General features: G+C 68.9%; 24 protein-coding genes. 13 read left to right on the forward strand and 11 right to left on the reverse strand.

The features are described 5' to 3' along the window. The first annotated feature begins 148 nt into the window (after positions 1-148). Positions 149-1864 (forward strand): aa3-type cytochrome oxidase subunit I, encoded by a 1716-nt coding sequence (gene ctaD / locus CEP50_RS16310; RefSeq protein ID WP_106114817.1) that lies wholly within the window; start codon positions 149-151, stop codon positions 1862-1864. Between the two features lie 125 nt (positions 1865-1989). On the opposite strand, the gene CEP50_RS16315 is transcribed toward ctaD, so the two are convergent. Together CEP50_RS16315 and CEP50_RS16320 are read right to left on the reverse strand one after the other, a co-directional pair. Further along, the gene (locus tag CEP50_RS16315; RefSeq protein WP_106114818.1) at positions 1990-2613 is read right to left on the reverse strand and encodes a zinc finger domain-containing protein; all 624 of its coding nucleotides are present in this window, start codon (positions 2611-2613) and stop codon (positions 1990-1992) included. Continuing rightward, complete coding sequence (locus CEP50_RS16320) at positions 2613-3533, reverse strand: hypothetical protein (protein ID WP_258175346.1); 921 nt, start codon at positions 3531-3533, stop codon at positions 2613-2615. Before CEP50_RS16320 ends, CEP50_RS16315 begins: the two co-directional genes overlap by 1 nt. A gap of 468 nt (positions 3534-4001) precedes the next feature. On the opposite strand from CEP50_RS16320, the gene CEP50_RS16325 reads away from it, so the two are divergent. Together CEP50_RS16325 and CEP50_RS16330 are read left to right on the forward strand one after the other, a co-directional pair. Beyond that, entirely contained in the window at positions 4002-5249 is a 1248-nt protein-coding gene (locus CEP50_RS16325; RefSeq protein ID WP_106114820.1) for an MFS transporter, read from the forward strand. Positions 5250-5423: 174 nt separating this feature from the next. After that, positions 5424-6254 carry an aldo/keto reductase gene (locus CEP50_RS16330; protein ID WP_106114821.1) on the forward strand — a complete coding sequence of 277 codons (831 nt, stop codon included), beginning with the start codon at positions 5424-5426 and terminating at the stop codon, positions 6252-6254. Positions 6255-6390: 136 nt separating this feature from the next. Here the strand turns inward: CEP50_RS16330 and CEP50_RS16335 are convergent, their stop codons facing one another. Continuing rightward, the gene (locus CEP50_RS16335) at positions 6391-7545 is read right to left on the reverse strand and encodes an FAD-dependent monooxygenase (RefSeq protein WP_106114822.1); all 1155 of its coding nucleotides are present in this window, start codon (positions 7543-7545) and stop codon (positions 6391-6393) included. Positions 7546-7802: 257 nt separating this feature from the next. Continuing rightward, a complete protein-coding gene (locus tag CEP50_RS16340) occupies positions 7803-8003 on the reverse strand; it encodes a hypothetical protein (protein WP_051099128.1) in 201 nt (66 codons plus the stop codon). 261 nt (positions 8004-8264) lie between these two features. On the opposite strand from CEP50_RS16340, the gene CEP50_RS16345 reads away from it, so the two are divergent. The 4 genes from CEP50_RS16345 (at position 8265) to CEP50_RS20635 (ending at position 10723) form a co-directional block, all read left to right on the forward strand. Beyond that, on the forward strand, positions 8265-8885 hold the full coding sequence (locus CEP50_RS16345) for a YigZ family protein (protein WP_106114823.1): 621 nt from the start codon (positions 8265-8267) through the stop codon (positions 8883-8885). Between the two features lie 205 nt (positions 8886-9090). Continuing rightward, entirely contained in the window at positions 9091-9297 is a 207-nt protein-coding gene (locus CEP50_RS16350; RefSeq protein WP_106114824.1) for a hypothetical protein, read from the forward strand. A 295-nt stretch (positions 9298-9592) separates the two neighbouring features. Beyond that, complete coding sequence (locus CEP50_RS16355; RefSeq protein ID WP_106114845.1) at positions 9593-10558, forward strand: sporulation protein; 966 nt, start codon at positions 9593-9595, stop codon at positions 10556-10558. Between the two features lie 33 nt (positions 10559-10591). Then, complete coding sequence (locus CEP50_RS20635; protein ID WP_258175347.1) at positions 10592-10723, forward strand: hypothetical protein; 132 nt, start codon at positions 10592-10594, stop codon at positions 10721-10723. Between the two features lie 140 nt (positions 10724-10863). On the opposite strand, the gene paaE is transcribed toward CEP50_RS20635, so the two are convergent. From paaE to paaZ, 6 genes are read right to left on the reverse strand one after another with little or no spacing between them, the layout of a single operon-like run. Next, complete coding sequence (gene paaE, locus CEP50_RS16360; protein WP_106114825.1) at positions 10864-11961, reverse strand: 1,2-phenylacetyl-CoA epoxidase subunit PaaE; 1098 nt, start codon at positions 11959-11961, stop codon at positions 10864-10866. Further along, the gene (paaD, locus tag CEP50_RS16365; RefSeq protein ID WP_106114826.1) at positions 11962-12492 is read right to left on the reverse strand and encodes a 1,2-phenylacetyl-CoA epoxidase subunit PaaD; all 531 of its coding nucleotides are present in this window, start codon (positions 12490-12492) and stop codon (positions 11962-11964) included. Continuing rightward, positions 12486-13376, reverse strand: coding sequence for a 1,2-phenylacetyl-CoA epoxidase subunit PaaC (gene paaC, locus CEP50_RS16370; RefSeq protein WP_106114827.1), 891 nt, complete (start codon positions 13374-13376; stop codon positions 12486-12488). Before paaC ends, paaD begins: the two co-directional genes overlap by 7 nt. 24 nt (positions 13377-13400) lie before the next feature. Continuing rightward, complete coding sequence (gene paaB, locus CEP50_RS16375) at positions 13401-13733, reverse strand: 1,2-phenylacetyl-CoA epoxidase subunit PaaB (protein WP_106114828.1); 333 nt, start codon at positions 13731-13733, stop codon at positions 13401-13403. After that, positions 13730-14695, reverse strand: coding sequence for a 1,2-phenylacetyl-CoA epoxidase subunit PaaA (gene paaA, locus CEP50_RS16380; RefSeq protein ID WP_181188420.1), 966 nt, complete (start codon positions 14693-14695; stop codon positions 13730-13732). The genes paaB and paaA overlap by 4 nt, the downstream gene beginning before the upstream one ends. A gap of 27 nt (positions 14696-14722) precedes the next feature. Beyond that, positions 14723-16774 carry a phenylacetic acid degradation bifunctional protein PaaZ gene (paaZ, locus tag CEP50_RS16385; protein ID WP_106114829.1) on the reverse strand — a complete coding sequence of 684 codons (2052 nt, stop codon included), beginning with the start codon at positions 16772-16774 and terminating at the stop codon, positions 14723-14725. A 236-nt stretch (positions 16775-17010) separates the two neighbouring features. On the opposite strand from paaZ, the gene paaI reads away from it, so the two are divergent. The 4 genes from paaI (at position 17011) to CEP50_RS16405 (ending at position 19736) form a co-directional block, all read left to right on the forward strand. Next, entirely contained in the window at positions 17011-17448 is a 438-nt protein-coding gene (gene paaI, locus CEP50_RS16390; protein ID WP_106114830.1) for a hydroxyphenylacetyl-CoA thioesterase PaaI, read from the forward strand. Next, positions 17445-18764 (forward strand): phenylacetate--CoA ligase PaaK, encoded by a 1320-nt coding sequence (paaK, locus tag CEP50_RS16395; protein WP_106114831.1) that lies wholly within the window; start codon positions 17445-17447, stop codon positions 18762-18764. Before paaI ends, paaK begins: the two co-directional genes overlap by 4 nt. Positions 18765-18846: 82 nt before the next feature. Continuing rightward, on the forward strand, positions 18847-19500 hold the full coding sequence (locus CEP50_RS16400) for a TetR/AcrR family transcriptional regulator (RefSeq protein WP_106114832.1): 654 nt from the start codon (positions 18847-18849) through the stop codon (positions 19498-19500). Further along, positions 19497-19736, forward strand: a complete 240-nt coding sequence (locus tag CEP50_RS16405; RefSeq protein ID WP_181188425.1) for an LGFP repeat-containing protein — start codon at positions 19497-19499, stop codon at positions 19734-19736. Before CEP50_RS16400 ends, CEP50_RS16405 begins: the two co-directional genes overlap by 4 nt. Before the next feature lie 67 nt (positions 19737-19803). Here the strand turns inward: CEP50_RS16405 and CEP50_RS16410 are convergent, their stop codons facing one another. Continuing rightward, complete coding sequence (locus tag CEP50_RS16410; RefSeq protein ID WP_146134822.1) at positions 19804-20397, reverse strand: DUF6461 domain-containing protein; 594 nt, start codon at positions 20395-20397, stop codon at positions 19804-19806. Positions 20398-20960: 563 nt separating this feature from the next. On the opposite strand from CEP50_RS16410, the gene CEP50_RS16415 reads away from it, so the two are divergent. Together CEP50_RS16415 and CEP50_RS16420 are read left to right on the forward strand one after the other, a co-directional pair. After that, the gene (locus CEP50_RS16415) at positions 20961-22601 is read left to right on the forward strand and encodes an APC family permease (protein ID WP_258175351.1); all 1641 of its coding nucleotides are present in this window, start codon (positions 20961-20963) and stop codon (positions 22599-22601) included. A 288-nt stretch (positions 22602-22889) separates the two neighbouring features. Next, on the forward strand, positions 22890-24560 hold the full coding sequence (locus CEP50_RS16420) for an APC family permease (RefSeq protein ID WP_106114836.1): 1671 nt from the start codon (positions 22890-22892) through the stop codon (positions 24558-24560). The last annotated feature ends 114 nt before the right edge of the window (positions 24561-24674 follow it).

Below are 24674 nucleotides of genomic sequence, written 5' to 3' on the forward strand. Positions count from 1 at the left end.
GTGGAGGAAGCCCCCGCGCCACCGGCCACGCCGCCCTCCACACTCCTCGGACGACGAACATCAACCCATCGAGGGACGAACACGTTTTGCGAGCTCACGACAACGGAGCAAGACTGGGGCGGCCGGCCGACGAGCCGAAGGAGACGGGATGGCTACTTCCGGCACACGCCCCACCCCGGTGCCCACGCGCGCCTCCGAACGGGTCCGCGCCCCGAAGGGCTCGGTGCTGGTCGCGATGACCCGCACCACCGATCCCAAACAGATCGGGATGCTCTACCTGAGCACGGCCTTCGCGTTCTTCCTCGTCGGAGGGCTGCTGGCGATGTTCCTGCGCGCCGAACTGGCGCTGCCGGGGATGCAGATCGTCAGCCAGGAACAGTACAACCAGCTGTTCACCATGCACGGCACGATCATGCTGCTGCTGTTCGCCACGCCCATCCTCTTCGGATTCGCCAACGTGGTGCTGCCGTTGCAGATCGGCGCCCCCGACGTGGCCTTCCCCCGGCTGAACGCGTTCTCCTACTGGCTCTTCCTGTTCGGCGGCCTGATCGTGATCGGCAGCTTCGTCACCCCGGACGGCGCGGCCGACTTCGGCTGGACCGCCTACACCCCCCTGGCGCGCGCCGGGCACAGCGCGGGCATCGGAGGCAACCTCTGGATCACCGGGCTGATCGTCTCCGGGCTCGGCACCATCCTGGGGGCGGTGAACATGATCACCTCGATCGTATGCATGCGCGCCCCGGGCATGACCATGTGGCGGCTGCCGATCTTCGTGTGGAACATCCTGGTCACCAGCCTGCTGGTGCTGATCGCCTTCCCGATCCTGACCGCGGCGCTGTTCGGTCTGCTGGCCGACCGCCACCTGGGCGCGCACGTGTTCGACCCCGCCAACGGCGGAGCCGTGCTGTGGCAGCACCTGTTCTGGTTCTTCGGCCACCCCGAGGTCTACATCGTCGCGCTGCCCTTCTTCGGCATCATCACCGAGATCCTGCCGGTGTTCTCCCGCAAGCCACTGTTCGGCTACACCGGACTGGTCTACGCGACCTGGACGATCGGGTTCCTGTCCGTGGTGGTGTGGGCCCACCACATGTTCGTCACCGGGGCGGTGCTGCTGCCGTTCTTCGCCTTCACCACCTTCCTGATCGCGGTGCCCACCGGCATCAAGTTCTTCAACTGGATCGGGACCATGTGGCGCGGGCAGCTGACCTTCGAGTCACCCATGCTGTTCAGCGTCGGCTTCCTGGTCACCTTCCTGTTCGGCGGGCTGACCGGCGTGCTGCTGGCCTCCCCGCCGTTGGACTTCCACGTCTCGGACACCTACTTCGTGGTGGCCCACTTCCACTACGTGCTGTTCGGCACGATCGTCTTCGCCGTGTTCGCGGGCCTGTACTTCTGGTTCCCGAAGATGACCGGCCGGATGATGGACGAACGGCTGGCCAAGGCGCACTTCTGGCTGACCTTCATCGGCTTCCACACCACGTTCCTGGTGCAGCACTGGCTCGGCAACGAGGGGATGCCCCGCCGCTACGCCGACTACCTGCCCACCGACGGGTTCACCGTGCTCAACGTGATCTCCAGCGCCGGGGCGTTCCTGCTCGGCGCGTCGATGCTGCCGTTCCTGTACAACGTGTTCAAGAGCTACCGCTACGGCACCCGCGTCGACGTCGACGACCCCTGGGGCCACGGCAACTCGCTGGAGTGGGCCACCTCCTGCCCGCCGCCACGGCACAACTTCCACGAACTGCCCCGGATCCGCTCCTCCCGCCCCGCCTTCGAGCTGCACTACCCGCACATGAGCGAGCGGATGGAGCTGGAGGCCCACGTCACGCGGTGCGGCAGGGCCGACAACGACAACCCCACCTGAGGCGCCCTCACGGCACCGGCCCCCGGGCGGCGCGGGCACGGCAGGACGGGGCGGGATCTCACGGATCAGCGGACAGCCGCCGTCCACCACGGGCCCCGCCGTCCGGACTCACCCCACCCCGAGCGCTACTCGGCCACGGGCGGCTGCTCGGCCAGGGGGATCTCCTCACGGTACTCGCGGGAACGCGGGGGGAGCGTGGGGCGCTGCTGCTCGATGCCCGCCGCCTCGAACCGCGAGGGGTGGGAGTTGTTGTTGGACAGCGGCTGGATCCGCCTGCCGGTGTTGACCACACACCCCCGGCCCGGGGGTGCCTTGCACACCGGGCACTTGACCTGCAACACCGCCCGACGGGCCCGGATGTCGCCGATCGCCTCGTCCGGATCCTGCCCCCGGGCCTCCAGCAGGGCGGCCGTGGCCCGCTCCCAACCCCGCAGCGACTCCTCGGCCGAGGGGCGGCGCTTCGCCCGGATCTCGGCGCTCTCGGCCTTCTGGATCTGCTGGTTGCGGTACTCCACCCACTCCCGGTGGATCACGCTCGTCGACACCGAGGTGGAGTTCCTGCGGTAGTGCTCGACCACCACCGACTTGGCGAAGTCGGCGGGGATGTCGCCGAGCGCGGCCGCCCAGGACTCCGCGGTCAGATCGGCCTTGCCCTGCTGCTGCTCCGTCTTCGGGTAGGCCAGGGACTCGAACGACCTGTCGTAGCTGGCCACGAGCTGGAAGAGTTCGGGGAGATCGTAGGTCTCCATCAGGCTTCCTCCTCGTTCGAGACTCCCTCGGCGTCGACGACCGGGCCCTCGTCGGTCTTTCCGGTCATGTTCGCACGCAGGCGCTGCCTGTTCCTGGCGGCCACGTAGTGCGCCTGTCGCGGAAGGTCGAAGGCCCTGCGACCGAAGGCGGGCTCGGGCAGGCACTTCGGGCACTTGCGCACCCGGCCGTCCTCCTGCTCGATGTAGCCGTTGTCGCACTGGGGATCGCCGCAGTGCCCCGGCAGCGGTCGGGTGCGGGTTCCGGCCGTCTCCTTCGAGTCGGGGACCACGCTCCGACGTGAACCGGATTCGCCCTTGGTGGGCGGGGCCGTCGCCGTCTTGGCCACCGCCGCGCCCGGCGACGGGCTCTCGTAGACGTTGCGGGCGGAACGCTGCAGAGCCTCGCCGTAGCACTCGGGGAACTTGCTCGGAGCGGCCTTCTTCTCCTTCCAGATGTTCAGGGCCGCTATGAGGTCACCGGTGTTGGCCAGCGGGGACTGCTCCCGTTTCGTCCGGATCTCGGCGGCCAGCTTCTCCAGCACCCGGTCGGGGAAGGGGGTTTTCTGCTGCTCGGCCCACTGACGGACGATGCTCTCCGAGCTCAGCGTGTTCGCCGAGGAGGGCTCCCCGGAACCGGCGGGTTCCGGTCCGGCGGCGGGTTCCGGCTCCCGGCGGCTCGTTCGGGCCACCGGCGCGGTGACCTCGGTGGCCAGCGAGGTCCGTTCGCCGCGGGAGACCGCCCCGGCGTGGACGGTCCAGTGCACTCCGCCCTCCCGGGAGGAGCCGGTCAGCCAACCGCTGCGCTCCAGTTCGGCCACCACGGCCACGGGGTCGGTGGCTCCGGCTGCGGCCAAGTCGTCCAACCGGAGACGGCCGGTGGCCTGGATGAGTGCGTAGGCGGCTCTGGCCTGCAGGCTCACGGAGTTATCCAGAGCCAGCTCCGTCGGTACGGCCGTCCAGCCGCCCCACCCCACAGAAAGCGCACCATCCATAGGACGACTCCTCCATCGGTGTTACACGCCGTGCCGGGACAGGCTATTACCTCCGTCCTCCGGCTCCGCCAACACGCGGGGAGGGGCGACGGCGGCGGTGGTGCCGGTGCCCGTCCATTCTCCCGGCGAACAGCGCGCTCCCCCAGCCGCGCCGTCCTCCTGTCGAGTGAAACCTGTTGTCAGGGGCGTGGCAGCGTTCATAATCGATGCAGGAACACTTCTCGAACCGATAGCGTTGTTCTGGTCCGGGTGCGCGACGTCGCGTGCCCCGTCCGGGCCCGGGAGCCCACGCACCAGCCGACCGTCATCCGTCTCCAAACACCCGCCCGCGAGGACCGACCGGCCCGCGGCGGACGCGGTCGTCGACGTGTTCGCGCAACACCGGAGGAGAAAGCGTTGCCTGTTGCCCTGCTGGCACTAGCCATCGCGGCGTTCGGGATCGGCACCACCGAGTTCGTCATGATGGGGCTGCTGCCCGAAGTGGCCACCGACATGAACGTGTCGATCTCCGCCGCCGGCGGCTACATCTCGTTGTACGCGCTGGGGGTCGTCATCGGGGCCCCGCTGCTCACCATCGCGGGAATGCGGGTGCGCAGAAAGACCATGCTGCTGAGCATGCTGGCGCTGTTCATCGTGGGCAACCTGCTCTCGGCGTTCGCCCCCACCCACCTCTCGCTGCTGGGGGCCCGGTTCGTCGCCGGGCTGCCGCACGGGACGTTCTTCGGCATCGGCGCCGTGGTGGCCGCGAGCCTGGTGAGCAGGGACAAGCGCGGCCGCGCCATCTCGCTGATGTTCGTCGGCCTGACCGTGGCCAACATCGTCGGCGTCCCGCTGGGCACCCTGCTCGGACAGGCCATCAGCTGGCGGTGGACCTTCGGGTTCGTGGCGCTGATCGGCGCCTTGGCGCTGCTCGCGGTCAGCGTGCTGGTGCCCCGCCAGGCCAAGCCCGCCGAGGCCAGCCTGCGCGGCGAGCTCTCTGCCTTCAAACGCACCCAGGTCTGGCTGGCCTTCGCCGTGGTGGTGTTCGGCTTCGCCGCGATGTTCTCCTTCTACAGCTACATCAAACCGCTGCTGGTCCAGGTGAGCGGCTACACCCCGCTGGGGGCGACCGTGCTGCTCGCCCTGTTCGGCACCGGCATGACCCTGGGGACCATCCTCGGCGGCAGACTCGCCGACATCTCCCCGATGCGGACGCTGTACGGCTTCCTGAGCGCGCTGGCGGTGGTGCTGATGATGTTCACGTTCACCGCCGAACACACCGTGCCGGTGGCGGTCAACGTGTTCCTGGTGGGACTGACCGGCTTCGCCGCGATCCCGAGCATCCAGGCCCGCATCCTGGACCAGGCCAAGGAGGCCCCCTCCCTGGGGTCGGCGAGCATCCAGTCCACCTTCAACATCGCCAACTCGCTCGGCGCCTACCTGGGCGGGTTGGTCATCGCCGGCGGTTTCGGCCTCATCGCCCCCAGCTGGGTGGGTGCGCTGCTCGCCCTGGTCGGGCTGGGCTTCGCCCTGCTGTCCGGGCGGCTGGACCGGGTGCTGCCGGTCGACCGCTCCCAGCTCGCCACGGAGGTGCACGGCAGGCACACCGCCCCTGCCCCGCGCGGAGGCGAGCCCAGTGAGGTGGGCCACTCGGCGGAACGTTGATCCGCCGGGCACCGCCGGGCGCACCGCCGTCCGCCGTGGTGGAATCGGCCCGGCGGGAATGCTTGATCGATTCCTGTGGTTGTCAGGAGTGGGCCGCCACGTCCGTCCGGACGTGGCGGCGATGGTCCGACTGGTGGTTGTGCCACGACTCGACACTCGTGAAGGGAACACCGCATGAGTAACGTTCCGACTGTCACGCTCAACACCGGCGCGGCGATGCCGCAGCTGGGATTCGGCGTTTTCCAGATCCCGTCCGAGGAGGTGGTGGAGCCGGTACGGACCGCCATCGAGGCCGGTTACCGCAGCATCGACACCGCCGCCGCCTACGGCAACGAGGAGGGGGTCGGCAAGGCCATCTCCCAGTCCGGGGTGCCGCGTGAGGAGCTGTTCGTCACCACCAAGCTGTGGAACGACAGCCAGGGCTACGACAACGCGCTGCGTGCCTTCGACGACAGCCTCAACAGGCTCGGGCTGGAGTACGTCGACCTGTACCTGATCCACTGGCCCATGCCCGGCCAGGACGCCTACGTGGACACCTGGAAGGCCTTCGAGAAGCTGTACTCCGAGGGCAGGGCCAAGGCCATCGGCGTGTCGAACTTCCACCAGGCGCATCTGCGCAGGCTGTTCGACGAGACCAACGTGGTCCCCGCCGTGAACCAGATCGAACTGCACCCCAACCTGCCGCAGGCCGAGCTGCGTGCCTTCCACGCCGAGCACGGCATCGTCACCGAGGCGTGGAGCCCGATCGGCCAGGGCAAGGGGCTGTTGGAGGACTCCCGGCTGCGCACGCTCGCCGAGAAGTACGGGAAGTCCGCCGCGCAGATCGTGCTGCGCTGGCACATCCAGCTGGGTAACGTCGCCATCCCGAAGTCGGCCACTCCGTCCCGCGTGCGGGAGAACCTGGACGTGTTCGACTTCGAGCTCAGCGAGGACGACATGGCCTCGATCGGCGAGCTGGAGACCGGCAACCGGGTCGGCCCGGACCCGGACGTCTTCGGCGCGTGAGTCCCGCCCGGCCGGGTTTCCCGGGCGGCAGCGGGCGGGGTGTGGGGACACACCCCGCCTTTTCGTGTGCCCGGGCTCCCGGCCCCGGCTCCCGGAGTGACGAACTCACCAGCGGTGAACGACGGGTCCGGGAGGCTCAGGCCATGCCCATCCGCACGGAGGGACGGCTCAGCCCGCTGAGCACGTTGCTGCCGGAACGCAGCGAGATCACCTGGCTGCGGGTGGCGATCCACCGGGGGAACTTGCCGATCCGTTGCAGGGGGGTGCGTCGCTGCGCCGAGGTCAACGCGGCGGTGCGGGAGACCTTGGCCACGCGGGGGCGACGCTGTCGCTCGTAGTCCCGCAGCATCGGCTCGGGCCAACCGTCCACCAGGGACAGCGCGCGGGACAGCAGCCAGGCGTCCTCCATCGTCTGGTTCGCCGCCTGGGCCACCGCCGGTGGCATGGCGTGGGCGGCGTCGCCGATCAGCGTGGTGCGGGGCCCGCCCCACACCTTGGGGACCTGGTGCCGGATGTGCGGGAAGAACCCGAGGTCCTCGTCGGTGACGGACTCCAGCAGCGCCTCCACCGGCTCCGGCCACCCGGAGAACACCGACCGCAGGTCGGCCACGGTCAGTCGGGGGCGCCCCTCCTCCCAGGGCATGTCGAACCACCAGTGCAGCAGGCCGCCGCCGGCGGGAATGAGTCCACAGTGTCCTTCCCGACCCGCGATGTTCAGGGTCTGGTATCCGTGCGCGATGGGAAGCTCGCTGTGGGTGAGGCCCTGCCAACTGGCCCATCCGGTCAGCCGCGCGGGCTCGCCCCCCAGCACCGTGCGCCGCACCACGGAACGCTGTCCGTCGGCGCCGATGACCACGTCCCCGATCTCGGAGTCCCCGTCGGCGAAGTCGGCGATCACGTGGTCGGCGAACTCGCGGACCCCCACGCACTTCCTGCCGAACCGGAAGATCTCCCGGGGCAGGGTCGCGGCCAACCGGTTCAGCAGCTCGCTGCGGGGCACCTCGACGGTGGGGGAGCCGAGACGTTCGGTCACCTCGTCCAGGTCGGCCTCCCAGAGCAGCCTGCCCCCGGCGGTCATGGCCCGCAGGCTGTGCAGTCGGCGTCCGATCCCCTCCAGGGACACACCCAGCCCGCGCAGCGCCGCGGTTCCGTTGCTCCAGATGGTCACACCGGCCCCACCGTCCCGCAGCCGGTCGGCGTGTTCGTAGACCCGAACCCGGTGTCCCCTGTCGAGCAGGCCCTTGGCCACGGCGAGTCCGCCTATACCTCCCCCGATGACCAGAACCCGCATCGTCTCCGTCCGTTCGAAAACCGGTCTCCCTGCACGCCGGCGGGGCCGAACCGCCGGGGCATCCCCGACCAACGGGGCCCACCTGCGACGCCGATTTTATCCGGAACCGTTCGAGTCGGGTTAGTTATCCTTTCTCACATCCGAATCAGTCGGAGGCCGATCCCGGGGTGAACAGCGAGGATCGAGTGGAACGGGGCCGGTGGACCCGGGCGCCGGCCGCGTCACACCCCCGGAGGCGCGGCCGACCGGTGTTCCGGTCAGCCGGCACGCTCCAGGAAGCGGCCCGCGACCAGGCCGGGTTCCTCGTCCCCGTCGAAACGAACCCACAGCACGGGACCGTCGAACACGTCCGGCAGACCGGTCGCGGTCTCGACCACGGTTCCGATCTGGTTCTGAAAACGGCCGAACGAAGCGCGCACCCGCGTGCCGGGCTCCAACGGACTCGATGACTGTTCCATGAGAATGGACGGTACGTGTCCGGCCAACGCGAGGAAAACCGCACCCGCCGTTCTCACACATCGGACGCGTGCGCAGGGACTGAGCCCCCGGGTCGGGGCGTGCCGGAGATCACAGCCCCTCCGGAGTGACCGTGGTCACGAACAGGGGAGGACACCTGTCCGTGGTCGCCGCGGCGGCCGGGAACACGGGGGCGGGCGATGATGGTTCCGACGGAGGTCCGCCACCGGCGGGGTCGCGAGCTCCTACGAGGGAAGGAAGAGATGCGCACCATCCGCGAGGCGGGTTCCGCCGAACTCGTCGAGAGGAAGTCCCGGTTCCTGTGCCTGCTCCAGCGGGTCGACACCGAACAGCGGGCCCGCGAGTTCGTGCGCGAGTGCCGGGGGCGCCACCCGGACGCGCGGCATCACTGCTACGCCTACGTGCTCGGGGACGCGGGACAGGTGCAGAAGTCCAACGACGACGGCGAGCCCTCGGGGACCGCCGGGGTTCCCATCCTGGAGGTGCTGCACCGCAACGAGCTGACCAACACGGTGGCCGTGGTGGTGCGGTACTTCGGGGGTGTGCTGCTCGGCTCCGGAGGTCTGATCAGGGCCTACGGCGCGGCGGTCAGCCGGGCGCTGGAGGCGGTGGGAACCGTGCCCAGAAAGCGGGTCAGGACGGTGACGGTGACACTGCCGCACTCCCTGGCGGGCAAGCTCGACCACGAACTGCGCTCCGCGGGGTGGCTCCCGCTGGCGGTGCGCTACAGCGAGGGCGTCGAGTTCGACGTGGCGGTGCCCGAGGAGACCGTTCCGCGGTTCCAGGAGTGGATCGTCGAGCACACCGGCGGCGCGGCCGGGGTGGAGCAGGGAGAGCTCGTTGTCACCGAGATCGACGAGTAGGTTCCCCCGTCCGGGCCGCGTGCGCTCGCCGCCGTTCGCCTCGACGGAGCATCACCTCTGGCACGAACGGCCGTGCGCGTGGTGCTCCGTTCGGGCGTGGCGGAAGTGACAAGATCAACATCGGTGTGGCCGACCGAACTCGCAGCGTGTTAGGAAGAGCGCGCAGGAGTACACGCCACTGTCCGTTCGTGCCGAAAGGAGCCGGATGAGCGACATCGCCGACAAGCTGATCAAGGACTACGAGGAGAAGCCGCTCTCCGAGCTGGCCGACGCCCCGGTCTCCGCCCTGCAGGGAGTCAGCGAGAACGACGCCAAGCTGCTCGACGAGGCCTTCGGGATCCGCACGGTGCGGGACCTGGGAACCAACAAGTACTTCCGCTGGGCGCAGGCGATCGCCAACCTGGCGGACTGAGCCGCCCACGCGGCGGACACCTTCCCCCTCGGCGGGAGGGTGCTCTGCCCACGGTGTCACGGACGGACACCGCCTCGAGCAGCGCCGTGGAGGTCTCCGGCACGATCGGAGCCCCACGGCCGCGGACGACCTTCCGGCGGGACCCGCCCGGTCCCGCCGGACCCCACGGTGTCGCGGGTGTTCACTCACGACGAGGTAACGATCGCGGAACGTGCTCCCCACAGTGGAACCTTCCGGATCTCCGGTACGTTTTCGCGACGAAACCGACGAACGTCCCGTCGTGGAAGGATCGCCCGTGTTCAAACGCATGTTGCAGGCAGTCGGTATCGGTGGGCCCTCCGTGGACACCGTGCTCCACGAAGGACCGTGTTCCCCGGGTGGGCGGGTGGCCGGTGAGGTCCGCATCGGAGGAGCCAGCGGCCCCACCCAGATACAGCGGATCGACTTGGTGCTGGTGGCCCAGGTGGAGACCGCCGACGACCAGCAGGGCACGATGGAGTTCCAACGGCTGACCGTGGCCGGGGAGTTCGGGCTGGAGGCCGAGCAGTACACGAACATTCCCTTCGAGCTTCCCCTGCCCTGGGAAACCCCGATCACCGCCCTGGGGGGACAGCCCCTTCCGGGGATGCGGGTGGGCGTCCGCACCGAGGTGGCGGTGGCCAAGGCGGTCGACACCGGGGACATGGACCCCCTGCACGTGGAACCGCTGCCGTCGCAACAGGCCGTACTCCAGGCGCTGTTCGCCAGCGGGGCCCAGCTGAAGAGCGCCGACGTGGAACACGGCAGGATCGAGGGAATCGCCCAGGAGTTCCCCTTCTACCAGGAGATCGAGTTCTTCGCCCCGCCGCAGTACACCGGCAGGATCAACGAGGTCGAACTCACCTTCGTCGCCCGCCCGGACAGCGTCGACGTCGTGCTGGAGGCCGACCGGCGTGGTGGGCTGTTCCGCAGTGGCGGTGACGTGCTGGGACGGATCCACCGCTCCCACGAGGAGGCGCTGGAGACGGACTGGCACGCCGAGATCGCGAACTGGCTGGAGGCCGTCGCCCAGTCGGGCGGTTTCTTCGGTGGACCCGGTGTCCCTGGTGGACACGGCGGCCACAAGTCGGAACACGAGCACTCCGGGGGATCCGGAGTCGGGGGCATGGTGGCCGCGGGGGCGGCCGGAGTCGCCGCCGGCGTGGTCGGCGGCATGATGCTCGACGAGGTGTTCGAGGGCGACGAGGAAGACGAGGAAGACGACGGCGGGGACGAGGAGTGACCTCTTCCCCCTCGTGGTGATCGGAGGGCTCTCGTGGAGTGGCTCGGCAAGGCACTGGAGGGTGTGGGCGAAGTGATGGAGAACCTCGGTGAGGAGGACACCCCCACCGCGGAACTCGGCGATCTCGTCGAGGACCTGGGGGAGGCCCTGCAGGACGAGGAGTAGGTGACCGGCGGGGCTCCCGACCGCGCCGGAAGGCCCGGGGTTCGGGGGCGGACGAACCCGGACCCTCCCACGGCGGGAGCACCCACCGCACCGGGGCCGTGTGGACGGAGCCGACGCGCCGGTCGTGCGGCACGGAGGTGTCAGGCGTCGTAGTCCACCGCCACGGTCTCCGTCAGCGGCAGGGACTGGCAGGTGAGCACGAACCCCGCGTCCACCTCGGACTGCTCCAGGGCGAAGTTGCGGCGCATACGCACCCTGCCCTCGGTGAGCCGGGCACGGCAGGTTCCGCACACCCCTCCCTTGCAGGCGAAGGGCAGGTCGGAGCGCACCCGCTGGGCCGCGTCCAACACCGGCGTGTCGGCCGGCAGGGCCACCTCGGTGGTACGTCCGTCCAGGGTGATGCGTCCCGTGCTCGCCGTCTCGTCCGACTCCCGTTCCTCGGGACGTACCGGCTCGGGCGGAACTTCGTCCACATAGAACAGTTCGCGGCGTGTGCGCTCGGCGGGAACCCCCAGTTCCCCGAGCACCCGCCCGGCGTCCTCGACCATCCCGTAGGGGCCGCACAGCCACCAGCGCTCGGAGCCGTCCAGCGGAACCAGCACGTCGAGCAGCTGCCGCAGCTTGTTCGCGTCCAGCCGCCCCGTCACCAACTCGGACTCGCGCGGCTCCCGGGACAGCACGTGGACCAGCTCGAACCTGGACGGATAGCGGTCCTTGAGGTCGGCGAGCTCGTCGGCGAACATCACGGTGTCACTGCGCCGGTTGCCGTAGATCAGCGTGACCGTCGAGTCGGTCTCGGCCAGCAGCGAACCCGCGATGGACAGCATCGGGGTGACGCCGGAGCCAGCGGCCACCAGCACGTGCCTTCCCGAGGTGGTCAGATCCGGGGTGAAACGCCCCGTCGGTGGGGAGACCTCGATCTCGTCGCCCACCTCGACCCCGCCGGTCAACCACTCGGAGAACCTGCCACCGGGCACGAGCCGCACCCCGATACGGGGAGGCTCCCCGCGCGGGGCGCAGATCGAGTAGTTGCGCCGGTGCTCGCCGTCGGCCTCACGACGTCGCAGCGTCACCGACTGCCCCGGCAGGAAGTCGTACAGCTCGGCCAGTGACTCCGGCACGTCGAAGGTCACCGCCACCGCGTCGGCACACAGCCGCCGCACCTCGGCCACACGCAGCGTGTGGAAGGAGGCACCGCCCTGCCGGGTGCCGGCGCGCGAAACCGTCGGAGTGGACACTCAGATCTCCTTGAAGTACTCGAAGGGCTCCCGACAACCCAGGCAGCGGTACAGCGCCTTGCACGCGGTGGCACCGAACTCCGAGGTCCGCTCCGTGTCCGGACAACCGCACCGCGGACACCGGATCCGACGCCGTGGCGGCTCCAACGTCAACGGCACGGGCCCTCCCGCGCCGCCCTGGTCACCGGAGGCGGAGTCGTCGGGGGGATGGACACCGTGCTCGGCCAGCTTGCGCCTGCCCCGCTCGGTGATCCAGGAACTGCTCCACGGCGGGGACAGCACGGTGTGCACCCGCACCCGTGGATAGCCGGCCTCGGCGAGGCGGCGCCGCAGGTCGGTCCGCATCTCGGCCAGTGCCGGGCACCCGGAGTAGGTGGGGGTGACGGTCACCTCCACCGCCCCGTCCTCCGCCAGGTCGACCTCGCGCAGCACGCCGAGATCGGCCAGCGTGAGCATGGGCAGCTCCGGGTCGGTGACCGTCTCGGCCACCGCCCTGGCCGCCGCCACGTCCTCGTGCTCGCGGGTCACCATCTCGCCTCCGGATCACTGCGCGCCAGGCTCTGCATCTCGGCGAGCAGATAGCCGAGGTGCTCGGTGTGCACCCCGTGCCTGCCCGCCCCTCCGGCCAGCGTTCCCACCGTGCTCACCTCGGGCAGCTCCGTCCCGGCCGTGGTGCACACCGTGCGCAGCACCTCGTCGAACTCCGGGCGCAGCGGGGCCGGGTCGACGGCGACCTCCTGCCGGGCCAGCTCCCGTTCCAGCTCATGGGGGGTGAACAGTTCGGGAACGAAGGGCAGCACGTCGGCGAAGCCCTGGTGCAGCCTCCGGGCCGAGTACTCGGTCCCGTCGCCGAGCCGCACCGCCCAGCGGGCCGCGTAGTCCCGGTGGTAGGTCACCTCCTTCACGCCCTTGGCGGCCACGGCTGCCAGCACCGGGTCGGCGGAGCGGGTCAGCCGACTCAGCACCGCCAGCCTCCAGGTGGAGAACACCAGCAGCCCGGCCACGCAGCGCCCGAAGTCCCCTCGGGGCAGTTCCACCAGCCGCACGTTGCGGAACTCGCGCTCGTCCCGGAAGTAGGCCAGCGAGTCCTCGTCCGCGCCGTCACCGGCCACCGAGGCGGCGCGGGAGAGCAGCATCCGGGCCTGTCCCAGCAGGTCGAGGGCGATGTTGGCCAGCGCCACCTCGTCCTCCAGCTCGTGGGCGCGGGTGGTCCACTCGGACAGTCGGTGGGAGAGGACCAGGGCGTCGTCGCCGAGCATCAGGCAGTAGGTGGCCAGCCCGTCCCGGTCCACCCCGGCGGGGACCGTGGTGTCCACCCCGTCCAGCGGATCGACGAAGCCGGTGCCGAAGGCCCACCGGGTGTCACCGTCGGGTTGGGCCTCGGTGACGGCCTCGTAAGCGTTGTCGAAGGACATGACAACCTCGCACTCGGGTTCCGGTCAGATGTGCGGAACGTCGTCCGGCAGCTCGTAGAAGGTCGGATGGCGGTAGACCTTGTCCCCGCTGGGCGCGAAGAAGGGGTCCTTCTCGTCCGGGCTGGAGGCGGTGATGTGCTCGGCCCGCACCACCCAGATGCTCACGCCCTCGTTGCGCCTGGTGTAGAGGTTGCGCGCGTTGTGCAACGCCATCCGCTCGTCGGGGGCGTGCAAGGAGCCGACGTGGACGTGGTTGAGCCCGCGTTTGCCCCGCACGAAGACCTCGAACAGCGGCCAGGCCGTGTCGGGAGGGTGCACCTGCCCCTGCTCCGGGTTCCGGTCGGTCGAGTCGGTCATACCGCTTCCCTCCCCCGTTGTTGCTGCTTGGCCGCGTGCGCGGCGGCCGCCTCACGGACCCAGGCCCCGTCGCGGTGCGCCTCGCGGCGTCGTTCGATCCGCTGGGCGTTGCAGGGGCCGTTGCCCTCGAGCACGCGCCGGAACTCGTCCCAGTCGGGCTCGGAGAAGTCGTAGTGACCCCGCTCGGGGTTGTAGACCAGCCCGGAGTCGGGCAGTCGCACGCCGAGCGCCTCGGCCTGCGGCACGGTCATGTCCACGAACTTCTGGCGGAGTTCGTCGTTGGTGTGGCGCTTGATCCCCCACTCCATGGACTGACGGGTGTTGGGCGAGTCCCCGTCGGGGGGTCCGAACATCATCAGCGAGGGCCACCACCAGCGGTCGGTGGCGTCCTGCACCATCTCCCGCTGGCGAGAGGTGCCGTTCATCATGGTCATCAGCAGCTCGTAGCCCTGCCGCTGGTGGAAGGACTCCTCCTTGCAGATGCGCACCATCGCCCGCCCGTAGGGCCCGTAGGAGCAGCGGCACAGCGGAACCTGGTTCACGATCGCCGCGCCGTCCACCAGCCAGCCGATGACCCCGATGTCGGCGAAGGTGAGCGTGGGGTAGTTGAAGATCGAGGAGTACTTCTGCTTCTGGGAGAGGAGTTTGTCGGTCAGCTCCGCCCGGTCGACTCCGAGGGTTTCGGCCGCCGAGTACAGGTAGAGCCCGTGCCCGGCCTCGTCCTGCACCTTGGCCAGCAGGATGGCCTTGCGGCGCAGGCTGGGGGCCCGGGTGATCCAGTTGCCCTCCGGCTGCATCCCGATGATCTCGGAGTGGGCGTGCTGCGCGATCTGGCGCACCAGGGTCCTGCGGTATCCGGAGGGCATCCAGTCCCTGGGTTCGACCCGCTGGTCCCGCTCGATCGTGCGGGTGAAGTGCTCGTGCAGTTCCTCGTCCACAGTGGCCGACTCGGTGCTCACCACCGCTCACCTCCTTCGCCGTGGGGCTCTTCAGGACCGCTGCTCCGCGGAGTCCCGTTTGGCCACCAGGGTCAACACGTCGTACTTGGCCACGGACTCGCCGTGCTGGTTGGTCACGTCCGCGTCCCAGCGGACCTCCCCGTGGTCGGCGTTGTGCCGGGGAGTGACGCGTTTGGCGGTCAGGGTCACCGTGATCTCGTCGCCCGGGTACACCGGAGTGAGGAACCGCAGGTTCTCCAGCCCGTAGTTGGCCAGCACCGGCCCGGGTTCCGGGGAGACGAACAGCCCGGCGGCCAGTGCGACCACCAGGTAGCCGTGGGCCACCACTCCCTCGAAGAACGGGTTGGCCCGCGCGGCCTCCTCGTCGGTGTGCGCGTAGAAGGTGTCGCCGGTGAACTCGGCGAAGTGCCGCACGTCCTCGTCGGTGACCGTGCGGGGCCCGCCCACGACGGTGTCCCCCACGCGCAGTTCCTCCAGGTGTTTGCGGAACGGGTGCACCTCGGTGACCTCACGGCCGCTTCCCGGCACCCACTGCCCGGTCAGGGCGGTGAGCGTGTCGGGGTCCGCCTGCACGGCGGTGCGCTGCATGTAGTGCAGCACCCCGCGGATCCCGGCCATCTCCTCGCCGCCGCCGGCCCGACCGGGTCCGCCGTGGACCAGCTGGGGCAGCGGCGAGCCGTGTCCGGTGGACTCGGCGGAGTCGGTGTCGTTGAGCACCAGCATCCGCCCGTGGTGGGAGGCCGCCTCCAGGACCAGCCTGCCGGTGAACTCCCTGTCGGCCGAGACCACCGAACCGACCAGGCTGCCCCCGCCGCGCCGGGCGAGTTCGGCGGCGTGCTCGACGTCGCGGTAGGGCATGACCGTGCTGACCGGCCCGAAGGCCTCGATCTCGTGCGGCTGGGCAAGCTCCGGATCGTCGCAGCGCAGCAGCATCGGGGGAACGAAGGCGCCCTGCTGGTAGTCCGCGTCGACGAGGTCGACGGGCTGCCACGGGTCCCCGTGGACCAGCCGTCCCGCCTCCAGCAGCCCCTTGAGGGAGCGGCGGACCTCCTCGCGCTGTTCCAGGTCGGCCAGCGGCCCCATGGTCACCCGGGAGTCGGAGGGGTTGCCCACCCGGACCTCGGCCAGGCGGGCGCGGACCGCCTCGGTGACCTCGTCGATCCGGTTGTGCGGAACGAATGCCCTGCGCACGGCCGTGCACTTCTGTCCTGCCTTGACGGTCATCTCGGTGACCAGCTGTCGGACGAACAGGTCGAACTCGGCGCTGTCCGGGGTGGCGTCCGGGCCGAGCACGGAGCAGTTCAGCGAGTCGGCCTCGGCGTTGAACCGCACCGCGTTGCGCACCACGGTGTCGTGGGCGCGCAGTCTGCGCGCCGTGGCGGCCGAGCCGGTGAACGAGAGCAGGTCCTGCTCGGTCAGGTGCTCCAGCAGGTCGCCCGCGTTGCCGCAGAGCAGCTGCACGGATCCTTCCGGCAGCAGTCCCGAGTCCACGACGAGCTCGACGAGTCGGTGGGTCAGGTAGGCGGTCTGTTCCGCCGGTTTGATCAGGGTGGGGACCCCGGCGACGAAGGCCGGGGCGAGTTTCTCCAGCGGCCCCCACACCGGGAAGTTGAAGGCGTTGATCTGCACGGCCACCCCGTGCAGCGGGCTAGCGAGGTGCTGGCCGAGGAAGGTGCCCTGTTTGCCGAGCGGTTCGGCGGGTCCCTCGGGGTAGACCGTGGTGTTCGGCAGTTCCCGCCTGGCCCTGCTCGAATAGGTGAACAGCACGCCGATGCCGCCGTCGACGTCGAACTTGGAGTCCGCTCTGGTCGCGCCGGCGCGGGCGGACAGTTCGTAGAGCTCCTCGCGGTGTTCGCGCAGGTGGGAGGCCAGCGACTTCAGCAGCGCGGCCCGCTGGTGGAAGGTCAGTTCCCGCAGGGCGGGGCCGCCGACCCGGCGGCCGTGGTCGAGTGCCGCCGCCCGGTCGATGCCCGCCGTGGACAGCCGGGCCACCTCCCGCCCGGTGGACGCGTCGTACAGGGCGCTGCCCTCGTCCGTGGGCAGCTGCCACCGACCGCCCACGTAGCTGCGCAGTGGTTCCATCCTCGCCCTCTCCCGAAAAGCGTGTTCACGTGCCCGCCGGAACTCGCACCGGCAAACTGACCGACCAATCGGTCAGTAGCCATTGTGACGCAGAACAAGCTCGTGCACAATCACCCAACCAGCGGCTGAGCACCGAAGACGTTCTCGGCCGCAGCGTCCCCGACTGCGGGGACACTTCGGAAAACACGAATCAGACGACCGATCGTTCGGTCACTCCGACGAGGTGGTGAGGCCCGTTGAACGCGGAGCGAGCACCGGTGGCCGCCCCCACGGCGGCCATGTTCGACGAGGACCACGCGTCCCGCTCACTCGGTATCGAGCTGCTCGAGGCCGGAAACGGCACCGCGCTGACCCGGATGTCGGTGACCCCCGACATGGTCAACGGACACGCCATAGCCCACGGCGGCTACGTCTTCCTGCTGGCCGACACCGCCTTCGCCTGCGCCTGCAACAGCCACGGGCCGGTGACCGTCGCGGCGAGCGCGCAGATCACCTTCCTCGCCCCCGCCCACGAGGGGGACCTGCTGTACGCCCGCGCCACTGAACGCCACCGCCGGGGGCGCGGCGGTCTCTACGACACCACGGTGTTCCGCGAGCACCCCACCACCGAGGTGGTCGCCGAGTTCCGCGGACACAGCCGCAGCCTCGAACCCCGGAAGGACCGCGAGTCATGACCGAGACCCTGCCGGAGCACACGAGTTCCCCCTCCCGAAGCGGCCGACCCGACCCGGCCGAGCTCATGGATCCCGCCGAGCTGGCCGAGCTCCAGCTCAGCCGGCTGCGCGCCACCCTGCGGCACGCCTACGAGAACGTGCCCTGCTACCGCCGCAAGTTCGACGAGGCGGGCGTCCACCCCGAGGACTGCCGGAGCCTGTCCGACCTGGCGGCCTTCCCCACCACCACCAAGGAGGACCTGCGGGAGCACTACCCGGACGGGATGTTCGCGGTCCCCCCGGAACGGCTGCGCCGCATCCACGCCTCCAGCGGCACCACCGGAACCCCCACGGTCGTGGGCTACACCGCCGAGGACCTCGACGCCTGGTCCGAGGTGGTCGCCCGGTCCCTGCGCGTCGCGGGCGCACACCCCGGGCAGAAGGTGCACGTCTCCTACGGCTACGGCCTGTTCACCGGGGGTCTGGGTGCCCACTACGGGGCCGAACGGCTCGGATGCGCGGTGATCCCCGCCTCCGGCGGCATGACCGAACGCCAGGTGCGCCTCATCCGCGACCTGGAGCCGGAGGTCATCATGATCACCCCCTCGTACATGCTCACCTTGCTGGACGAGTTCCGCCGGCAGGGCCTCGACCCCCGCCGGAGTTCCCTGAAGGTGGGGATCTTCGGCGCCGAACCGTGGACCGCCGAGATGCGCGCGGAGATCGAGGAGTCCGCCGGGATCGACGCGGTGGACATCTACGGGCTCTCCGAGGTGATGGGACCCGGCGTCGCCAGCGAGTGCGTGAGCACCAAGGACGGCCCCCACGTCTGGGAGGACCACTTCTACCCCGAGATCGTCGACCCGGGCACCGGAGAACCGCTGCCCGACGGCAGCCGGGGGGAGCTGGTGTTCACCTCGCTGACCAAGACGGCCATGCCGATCGTGCGCTACCGCACCAGGGACCTGACCAGGCTGCTTCCCGGAACGGCCGTGCCGGGGATGCGGCGGATGGAGCGGGTGACCGGACGCAGCGACGACATGATCGTGCTGCGCGGGGTCAACGTGTTCCCCAGCCAGATCGAGGAGCTGGTGCTGCGCCAGCCCGAGCTGTCCCCGCACTTCCGGATCGAGCTGACCAGGAGCGGTCGGCTCGACGAACTGTGCGTGCGGGTCGAGGCCGCCGAGCCCGCCTCGGCCCGTGACCGCGGGGTCCCGGAGCGGCTGGTCACCGCGATCAGGGACTCGGTGGGGGTGGGGGTGACCGTGGAGGTGGTCGCCCCGCACACCCTGGACCGCTCGACCGGCAAGTCACAACGCGTGGTGGACCTGCGCTGACACCGGCCCGGCCGGAGGCTCTGCCGGAGTCTCGGGCCGGGTCCGCCGACGTTCACGCGGCTCCCCTGGGAAACTGGTCATCATGGCGGGTGCGACGACCAACGACAACACGGGACGGAAGAAATCCGGGTACGACCTCGACTCCCTGCTGCACACCGCCGTCAAGGTCTTCCACGAGCGGGGGTACGACGGCACGAGTATGGAGGATCTGGCCAAACGGCTCGGGATCACCAAGTCGGCCATCTACCACCACGTCTCCAGCAAACAGGAGCTGCTCCGGTTGAGCGTCGACCGGGCGCTGGACGCGTTGTTCGCGGTGCTGGACGAGCCCGGTTCCCGGGAGGGGGACGCGACGCGGCGGCTGCATCACGTGGTGCACCGCAGCGTCGAGGTGCTCGTCGACGAGCTGCCCTTCGTCACCCTGCTGCTGCGGATACGCGGCAACAGCAGGGTGGAACGCCAGGCCCTGGCCCGCCGCAGGGAGTTCGACCACCTGGTCGGCGAACTGGTCGCCGAGGCCGAACGCACCGGGGGCCTGCGGCTGGACCTGGACCCGGCGCTGACCAGCAGGCTGCTGTTCGGCATGGTGAACTCGGTGATCGAGTGGTACCGCCCCCGGCAGGGGCTGACCAAGGAGGAGATCGCCGAGGCGGTCACCAAGATCGCCTTCGAGGGGCTCGAACCCCGGCAGGAGACTCCCCGGCACCGCCTGTCAAACGATCACGAAAATTCGTGACAGATGGGCGGGAACAGACGCAGAAACCGGATTCTCCCCAAACCGGAGCACACTCCGTCTACGGACCTTTCCGCGAGCGTTGGAAAAGTCTGGGGTGGGAAAAATCCTACCTGGGCTATCCGATCAGTGAAGTCGGCAACCTGGTCGGACAGGACGGAGTGTTCGGTCAAGACTTCCAGGGCGGAAGAATCCTGTACAATGAGAACGACGGAACGGTCAACGACTACAAACGCTGATTTGTTCAAGTAAAACGAGGTCGGGTCTCGGACTTCTCCCGGGACCCGACCTGATCTTTCGCCGATATCACTTTCTCCACAGCATCCCGGTCGGCAGTTTCGCGTCGTTGACGGTGTGCGCGTCCACGCCGACTCCGAAGACGCGATGGACCAAAGCCAGGATCTCGTCCTCCGAACCCCACGACTCCTCGTCGGGCCGCAGCCCTACCTCGGCCATCTCGTCCAGGAAGCGGTCGGGGTCGGATCCGAAACGGTCCGTGGGAAACAGCGGATCGAAATCCGTCACCAGCTCGCCGTCCCGCGCGTAGGAAAACCTCGACAGCGCATTCGGATCCCTGCTGACCGAGACCGCTTCGGTTCCCCGCGAGAGCCCTTCCAGGGTCGCAACATCGCCGCCGTGCAGACTGAGCAGCTCTATGCTCACGCTCCAGTCGCCGAGCTCGGCCACACGGACCGCACTGACTCGATCGAGTTCCCACTCATCGGAGGCGACTTCCTCTCTGTAGGCCTCGGCCTCCGCATTGGAGAGCACGGGCACGTGTGGCACATCGGCGCCGAGGCCGCGCAGCACCGCGACAGGATCCACATCGCGCACGAAGGTCAGACAGAACATCAGAATGCCTTCATCATAGAACCATTCAGTGTATTCCCTGAGCTGCATACCGCCACCCTACTAGTGGAGTTCACCTCGGAGGATCTTCCCGAGTCATGTTCCACCCCGTTCCGTTCTACGGATCACAGACGATGATCGAGCACTTCCGGACGAACAACACGAACGGGAACGGGTTCTCCCGCATCACCTCACTGATCTCCCCACGCAGAGCAGTTGTCGCATACTACGTTGTTAACGAAGAAACCAACACGTTTCGGACGAACAGGGTTCGTACAGCCCCGGATTGGGGGCACTCGTTCTTACACGTTCCCGACTCACCACCGTCCCTGTGACGTACTCCCGGGGAGGGACGGACACGCGCCTCCTCGGACGAACCCAGCCGAAACCCACCTCGCTCCGTGATCGAACCACCACGATTCGTTACCGACCTCACTCCAGCCCCGTGGTCCTTCTCCCACTCACGGACTCCGACCCACAGACGGGTTCCGGTGTCCCGTGTTGCCGAGCGCCGCGTTGTCCCCGAGAGTGGCCGGTGAACGCGAACGTGGTGCAAATCACTCGAACGGGGCAGACACGTGGGAACACCGGCCAACTCACCGACCCGGGCGACAGTGCAGCTCGACCACGGCGTGCGCAGGGACGTCAACAAGATCAGCCTGTTGTTCACCGGGGTGGGCGCGATCATCGGCTCCGGATGGCTGTTCGGCGCCCTGTACGCCTCGCAGATCGCCGGCCCGGCGGCGATCCTGTCCTGGGTGGTCGGGGCCGTCATGGTGTTGTTCATCGGCTTCGCCTACGCCGAACTCTCGGTGATGTTCCCCGTGGTCGGCGGCATCATCCGCTTCCCCCACTATTCCTTCGGCTCCTTCGCCAGCTTCAGCGCGGGATGGATCAGTTGGCTGGCCGCCGCCGCGGTCACCCCCATCGAGGTCTTGGCCACCATGCAGTACGCCTACCCCTACGCGGAATGGCTGATGACTCCCGTGGAAGGGGAGTACCTTGTCAGCGGCTACGGATGGCTGATCGCGATCGCGTTGATGGCGCTGTACAGCACCATCAACGCCCTGGGAGTGCGGCTGTTCGCCCAGTTGAACAACATCCTGGTCTGGTGGAAGCTCGCGGTGATCGTGCTGGTCGTCATCGTGTTCTTCGCGGTCTCCTTCCGGCCGGGCAACCTCACCGAGTTCGGCGGCTTCGCCCCGGAGGGGATCGGCACCGTGTTCACCGCCATCCCGGCGGCGGGAGTGGCGTTCTCCTACCTGGGCTTCCGCAACGGGGTGGAGTTCGCCGGCGAGACCAACAACCCCCAGCGCAACGTCCCCTTCGCGCTGATCGGTTCGGTGATCATCACGGCGGTCATCTACGTGCTGTTGCAGATCGCCTTCGTCACCGGACTGCCGCAGAACCTGCTGGGCCAGGGCTGGGCGAACCTCTCCTTCGCCGAGAGCGCCGGACCGCTGGCCGGGCTGGCGCTGCTGCTCAACGTCGTCTGGCTCGCCTGGCTGCTGCGGGTGGACGCGATCGTCTCGCCCGCCGACACGGGGTTGATCTACGCGGGGGTGACCACCCGGCTGTCCTACGCCAACGCCCGCAACGACAACGCCCCCCAGGTGTTGACCCGGCTCAACCGCCGAGGGGTGCCCTGGGTCTCGGTGCTGTTGATGTTCGTGGTGGGCTGTTTCTTCTTCCTGCCCTTCCCGGCCTGGTCGAAGTTCATCGGCTTCATCACCTCGGCCTTCGCCGTCTCCTTCGCTCCGGGATGTCTGGTGGTCGGGGCGTTGCGGCGGCAGCTGCCCGACCAGCACCGCCCGTTCCGGCTGCCCGGCGGGGACACCATTCCGCTGCTGGCGTTCTTCTCCTCGAACCTGCTGGTGTTCTGGTCGACCTGGTCGATCAACGAGAAGATGCTGATCGGGCTGCTGGTCGGTTACGTGGTCTTCGTGCTCTACAACGTGTTCGGCCCGCACGCCACCCCGCCGATCGACTTCCGGTCCGGCTCGTGGTTTCCCGTGTGGCTGGTCGGGATGCTCGTGCTGAGCTACTTCGGTGAGGTGACGCCCAACCAGCCCGCCGAGGCGGGGATCGTCCTCTCCGGCGGGGACGGTCCGATCGGCGTGGGGCTGGGCGCGGTGCTCATCGCGGTGTGGAGCGTGGTGATGTACTACTACGCCATGGCCGTGCGGCTGCCCGCCCACCGCGCCGTCGCCCACATCGAGAAGACCCCCACCGACGCACCGACGACGGCGGGCTGATCCCGTGGGACCCGGGGCGGCCGCCCCGGAGCGCGTTCCACTCCGTGGGAAACCGAATCCCCTGAGCGGGAAGTCACTGTCGAGGGTCCGCCCCGGTGGAACGGGTCGCCGCGGCGGGCCACCCGTGGGCTGCGGACTCGACGGAACTCGCAGCACAAGGCTGTATACAAAATGTTACTCAAATACGTAAAAGGTTAACCGTTTCGTGTTGACTAGCCTGCGCGAATCCTAGAGAGTCCACGCTCACAGTAGTTATCGACCTCACACAGGTACGGAAAGGGCTCATAGATGGCGACATCAACTGCGCCACCTACCCAGGCCAAGGTGCAGCTTGATCACGGCGTGCGCAGGGACGTCAACAAGATCAGCCTGTTGTTCACCGGGGTGGGCGCGATCATCGGCTCCGGATGGCTGTTCGGTGCCCTGTACGCCTCGCAGATCGCAGGTCCGGCAGCGATCCTGTCCTGGATCATCGGCGCGATCATGATCATGCTGATCGGCTTCGCCTACGCCGAACTCTCGGTGATGTTCCCCGTGGTCGGCGGCATCATCCGCTTCCCCCACTACTCCTTCGGCTCCTTCGCCAGCTTCAGTTCCGGGTGGATCAGCTGGCTGGCCGCCGCCGCGGTCACCCCCATCGAGGTCCTGGCCACCATGCAGTACGCCTACCCCTACGCGGGGTGGCTGATGACCAAGGTCGAGGGCGAGTACCTCGTCTCCGGCGCGGGGTGGTTCGTGGCCATCGGCCTCATGGCACTCTACAGCGGCATCAACATCCTGGGGGTGCGGCTGTTCGCCCAGCTGAACAACCTGCTCGTCTGGTGGAAGCTCGCGGTGATCGTGCTGGTCATCGTGGTGCTGTTCGCCCTGGCCTTCCACCCGGGCAACCTCACCGAGTTCGGCGGCTTCGCCCCCAGCGGGGCGGGCGCGATATTCACCGCCATCCCCGCCGCCGGTATCGCCTTCTCCTACCTGGGCTTCCGCAACGGGGTGGAGTTCGCCGGCGAGACCAACAACCCCCAGCGCAACGTCCCCTTCGCGCTGATCGGCTCCGTCCTGATCACGGCGATCATCTACGTGCTGCTACAGATCGCCTTCATCACCGGACTGCCCCAGGACCTGCTGGGCCAGGGCTGGGCGAACCTCTCCTTCGCCGAGAACGCCGGACCGCTGGCCGGGCTGGCCATCATGCTCAACGCGTTCTGGCTGGCGGTGCTGCTGCGCGTCGACGCCGTCATCTCCCCGGCCGACACCGGGCTGATCTACGCGGGGGTGACCACCCGACTGTCCTACGCCAACGCCCGCAACGACAACGCCCCCCAGGCCCTGACCAAGCTGAACAAGCGGGGCGTGCCGTGGGTGTCGATCCTGCTGATGTTCGTGGTCGGCTGCCTCTTCTTCCTGCCCTTCCCGGCCTGGTCGAAGTTCATCGGCTTCATCACCTCGGCCTTCGCCGTCTCCTTCGCCCCCGGCTGCCTCGTGGTGGGGGCGTTGCGGCGGCAACTGCCCGACCAGCACCGCCCGTTCCGGTTGCCCGGTGGGGACACCATCCCGCTGCTGGCGTTCTTCGCCTCGAACCTGCTGGTGTTCTGGTCCGGGTGGTCGATCAACGAGAAGATGCTGGCCGGACTGCTGGTCGGCTACGTGGTCTTCGTCGTCTACCACGCGGTGACCAGCCACGACACCCCGCCGATCGACTTCCGCTCCGGATCGTGGTTCCCGATCTGGCTCGGCGGGCTGATGGTCATCAGCTACCTCGGTGAGGTGGATCCGAGCGCGGCCGCCGATCCCAGCCTGCTCGGCGGCGGGGACGGTTTCATCGGAATCGGCCTGGGCGCGATCGTCATCGCGGTGTGGAGTCTGGTGATGTACTACTACTCGATGGCCGTGCGGCTGCCCGCCCACCGCGCCGTCGCCTACATCGAGAAGACCCCCACCGACGCCCCGACCACGGTCTGAGAGGTCGTACCCGGAGGGGGACGGGCGGGCCCCGCCCGTCCCCTCCGCACGTCCGGCGGGGACGCAGCACGCACACCCACCACGCGCCACGCCGACGCCGCGGGTTTGCGCCTA

Source organism: Actinopolyspora mortivallis, assembly GCF_003001495.1.
Taxonomy (GTDB): domain Bacteria; phylum Actinomycetota; class Actinomycetes; order Mycobacteriales; family Pseudonocardiaceae; genus Actinopolyspora; species Actinopolyspora mortivallis_A.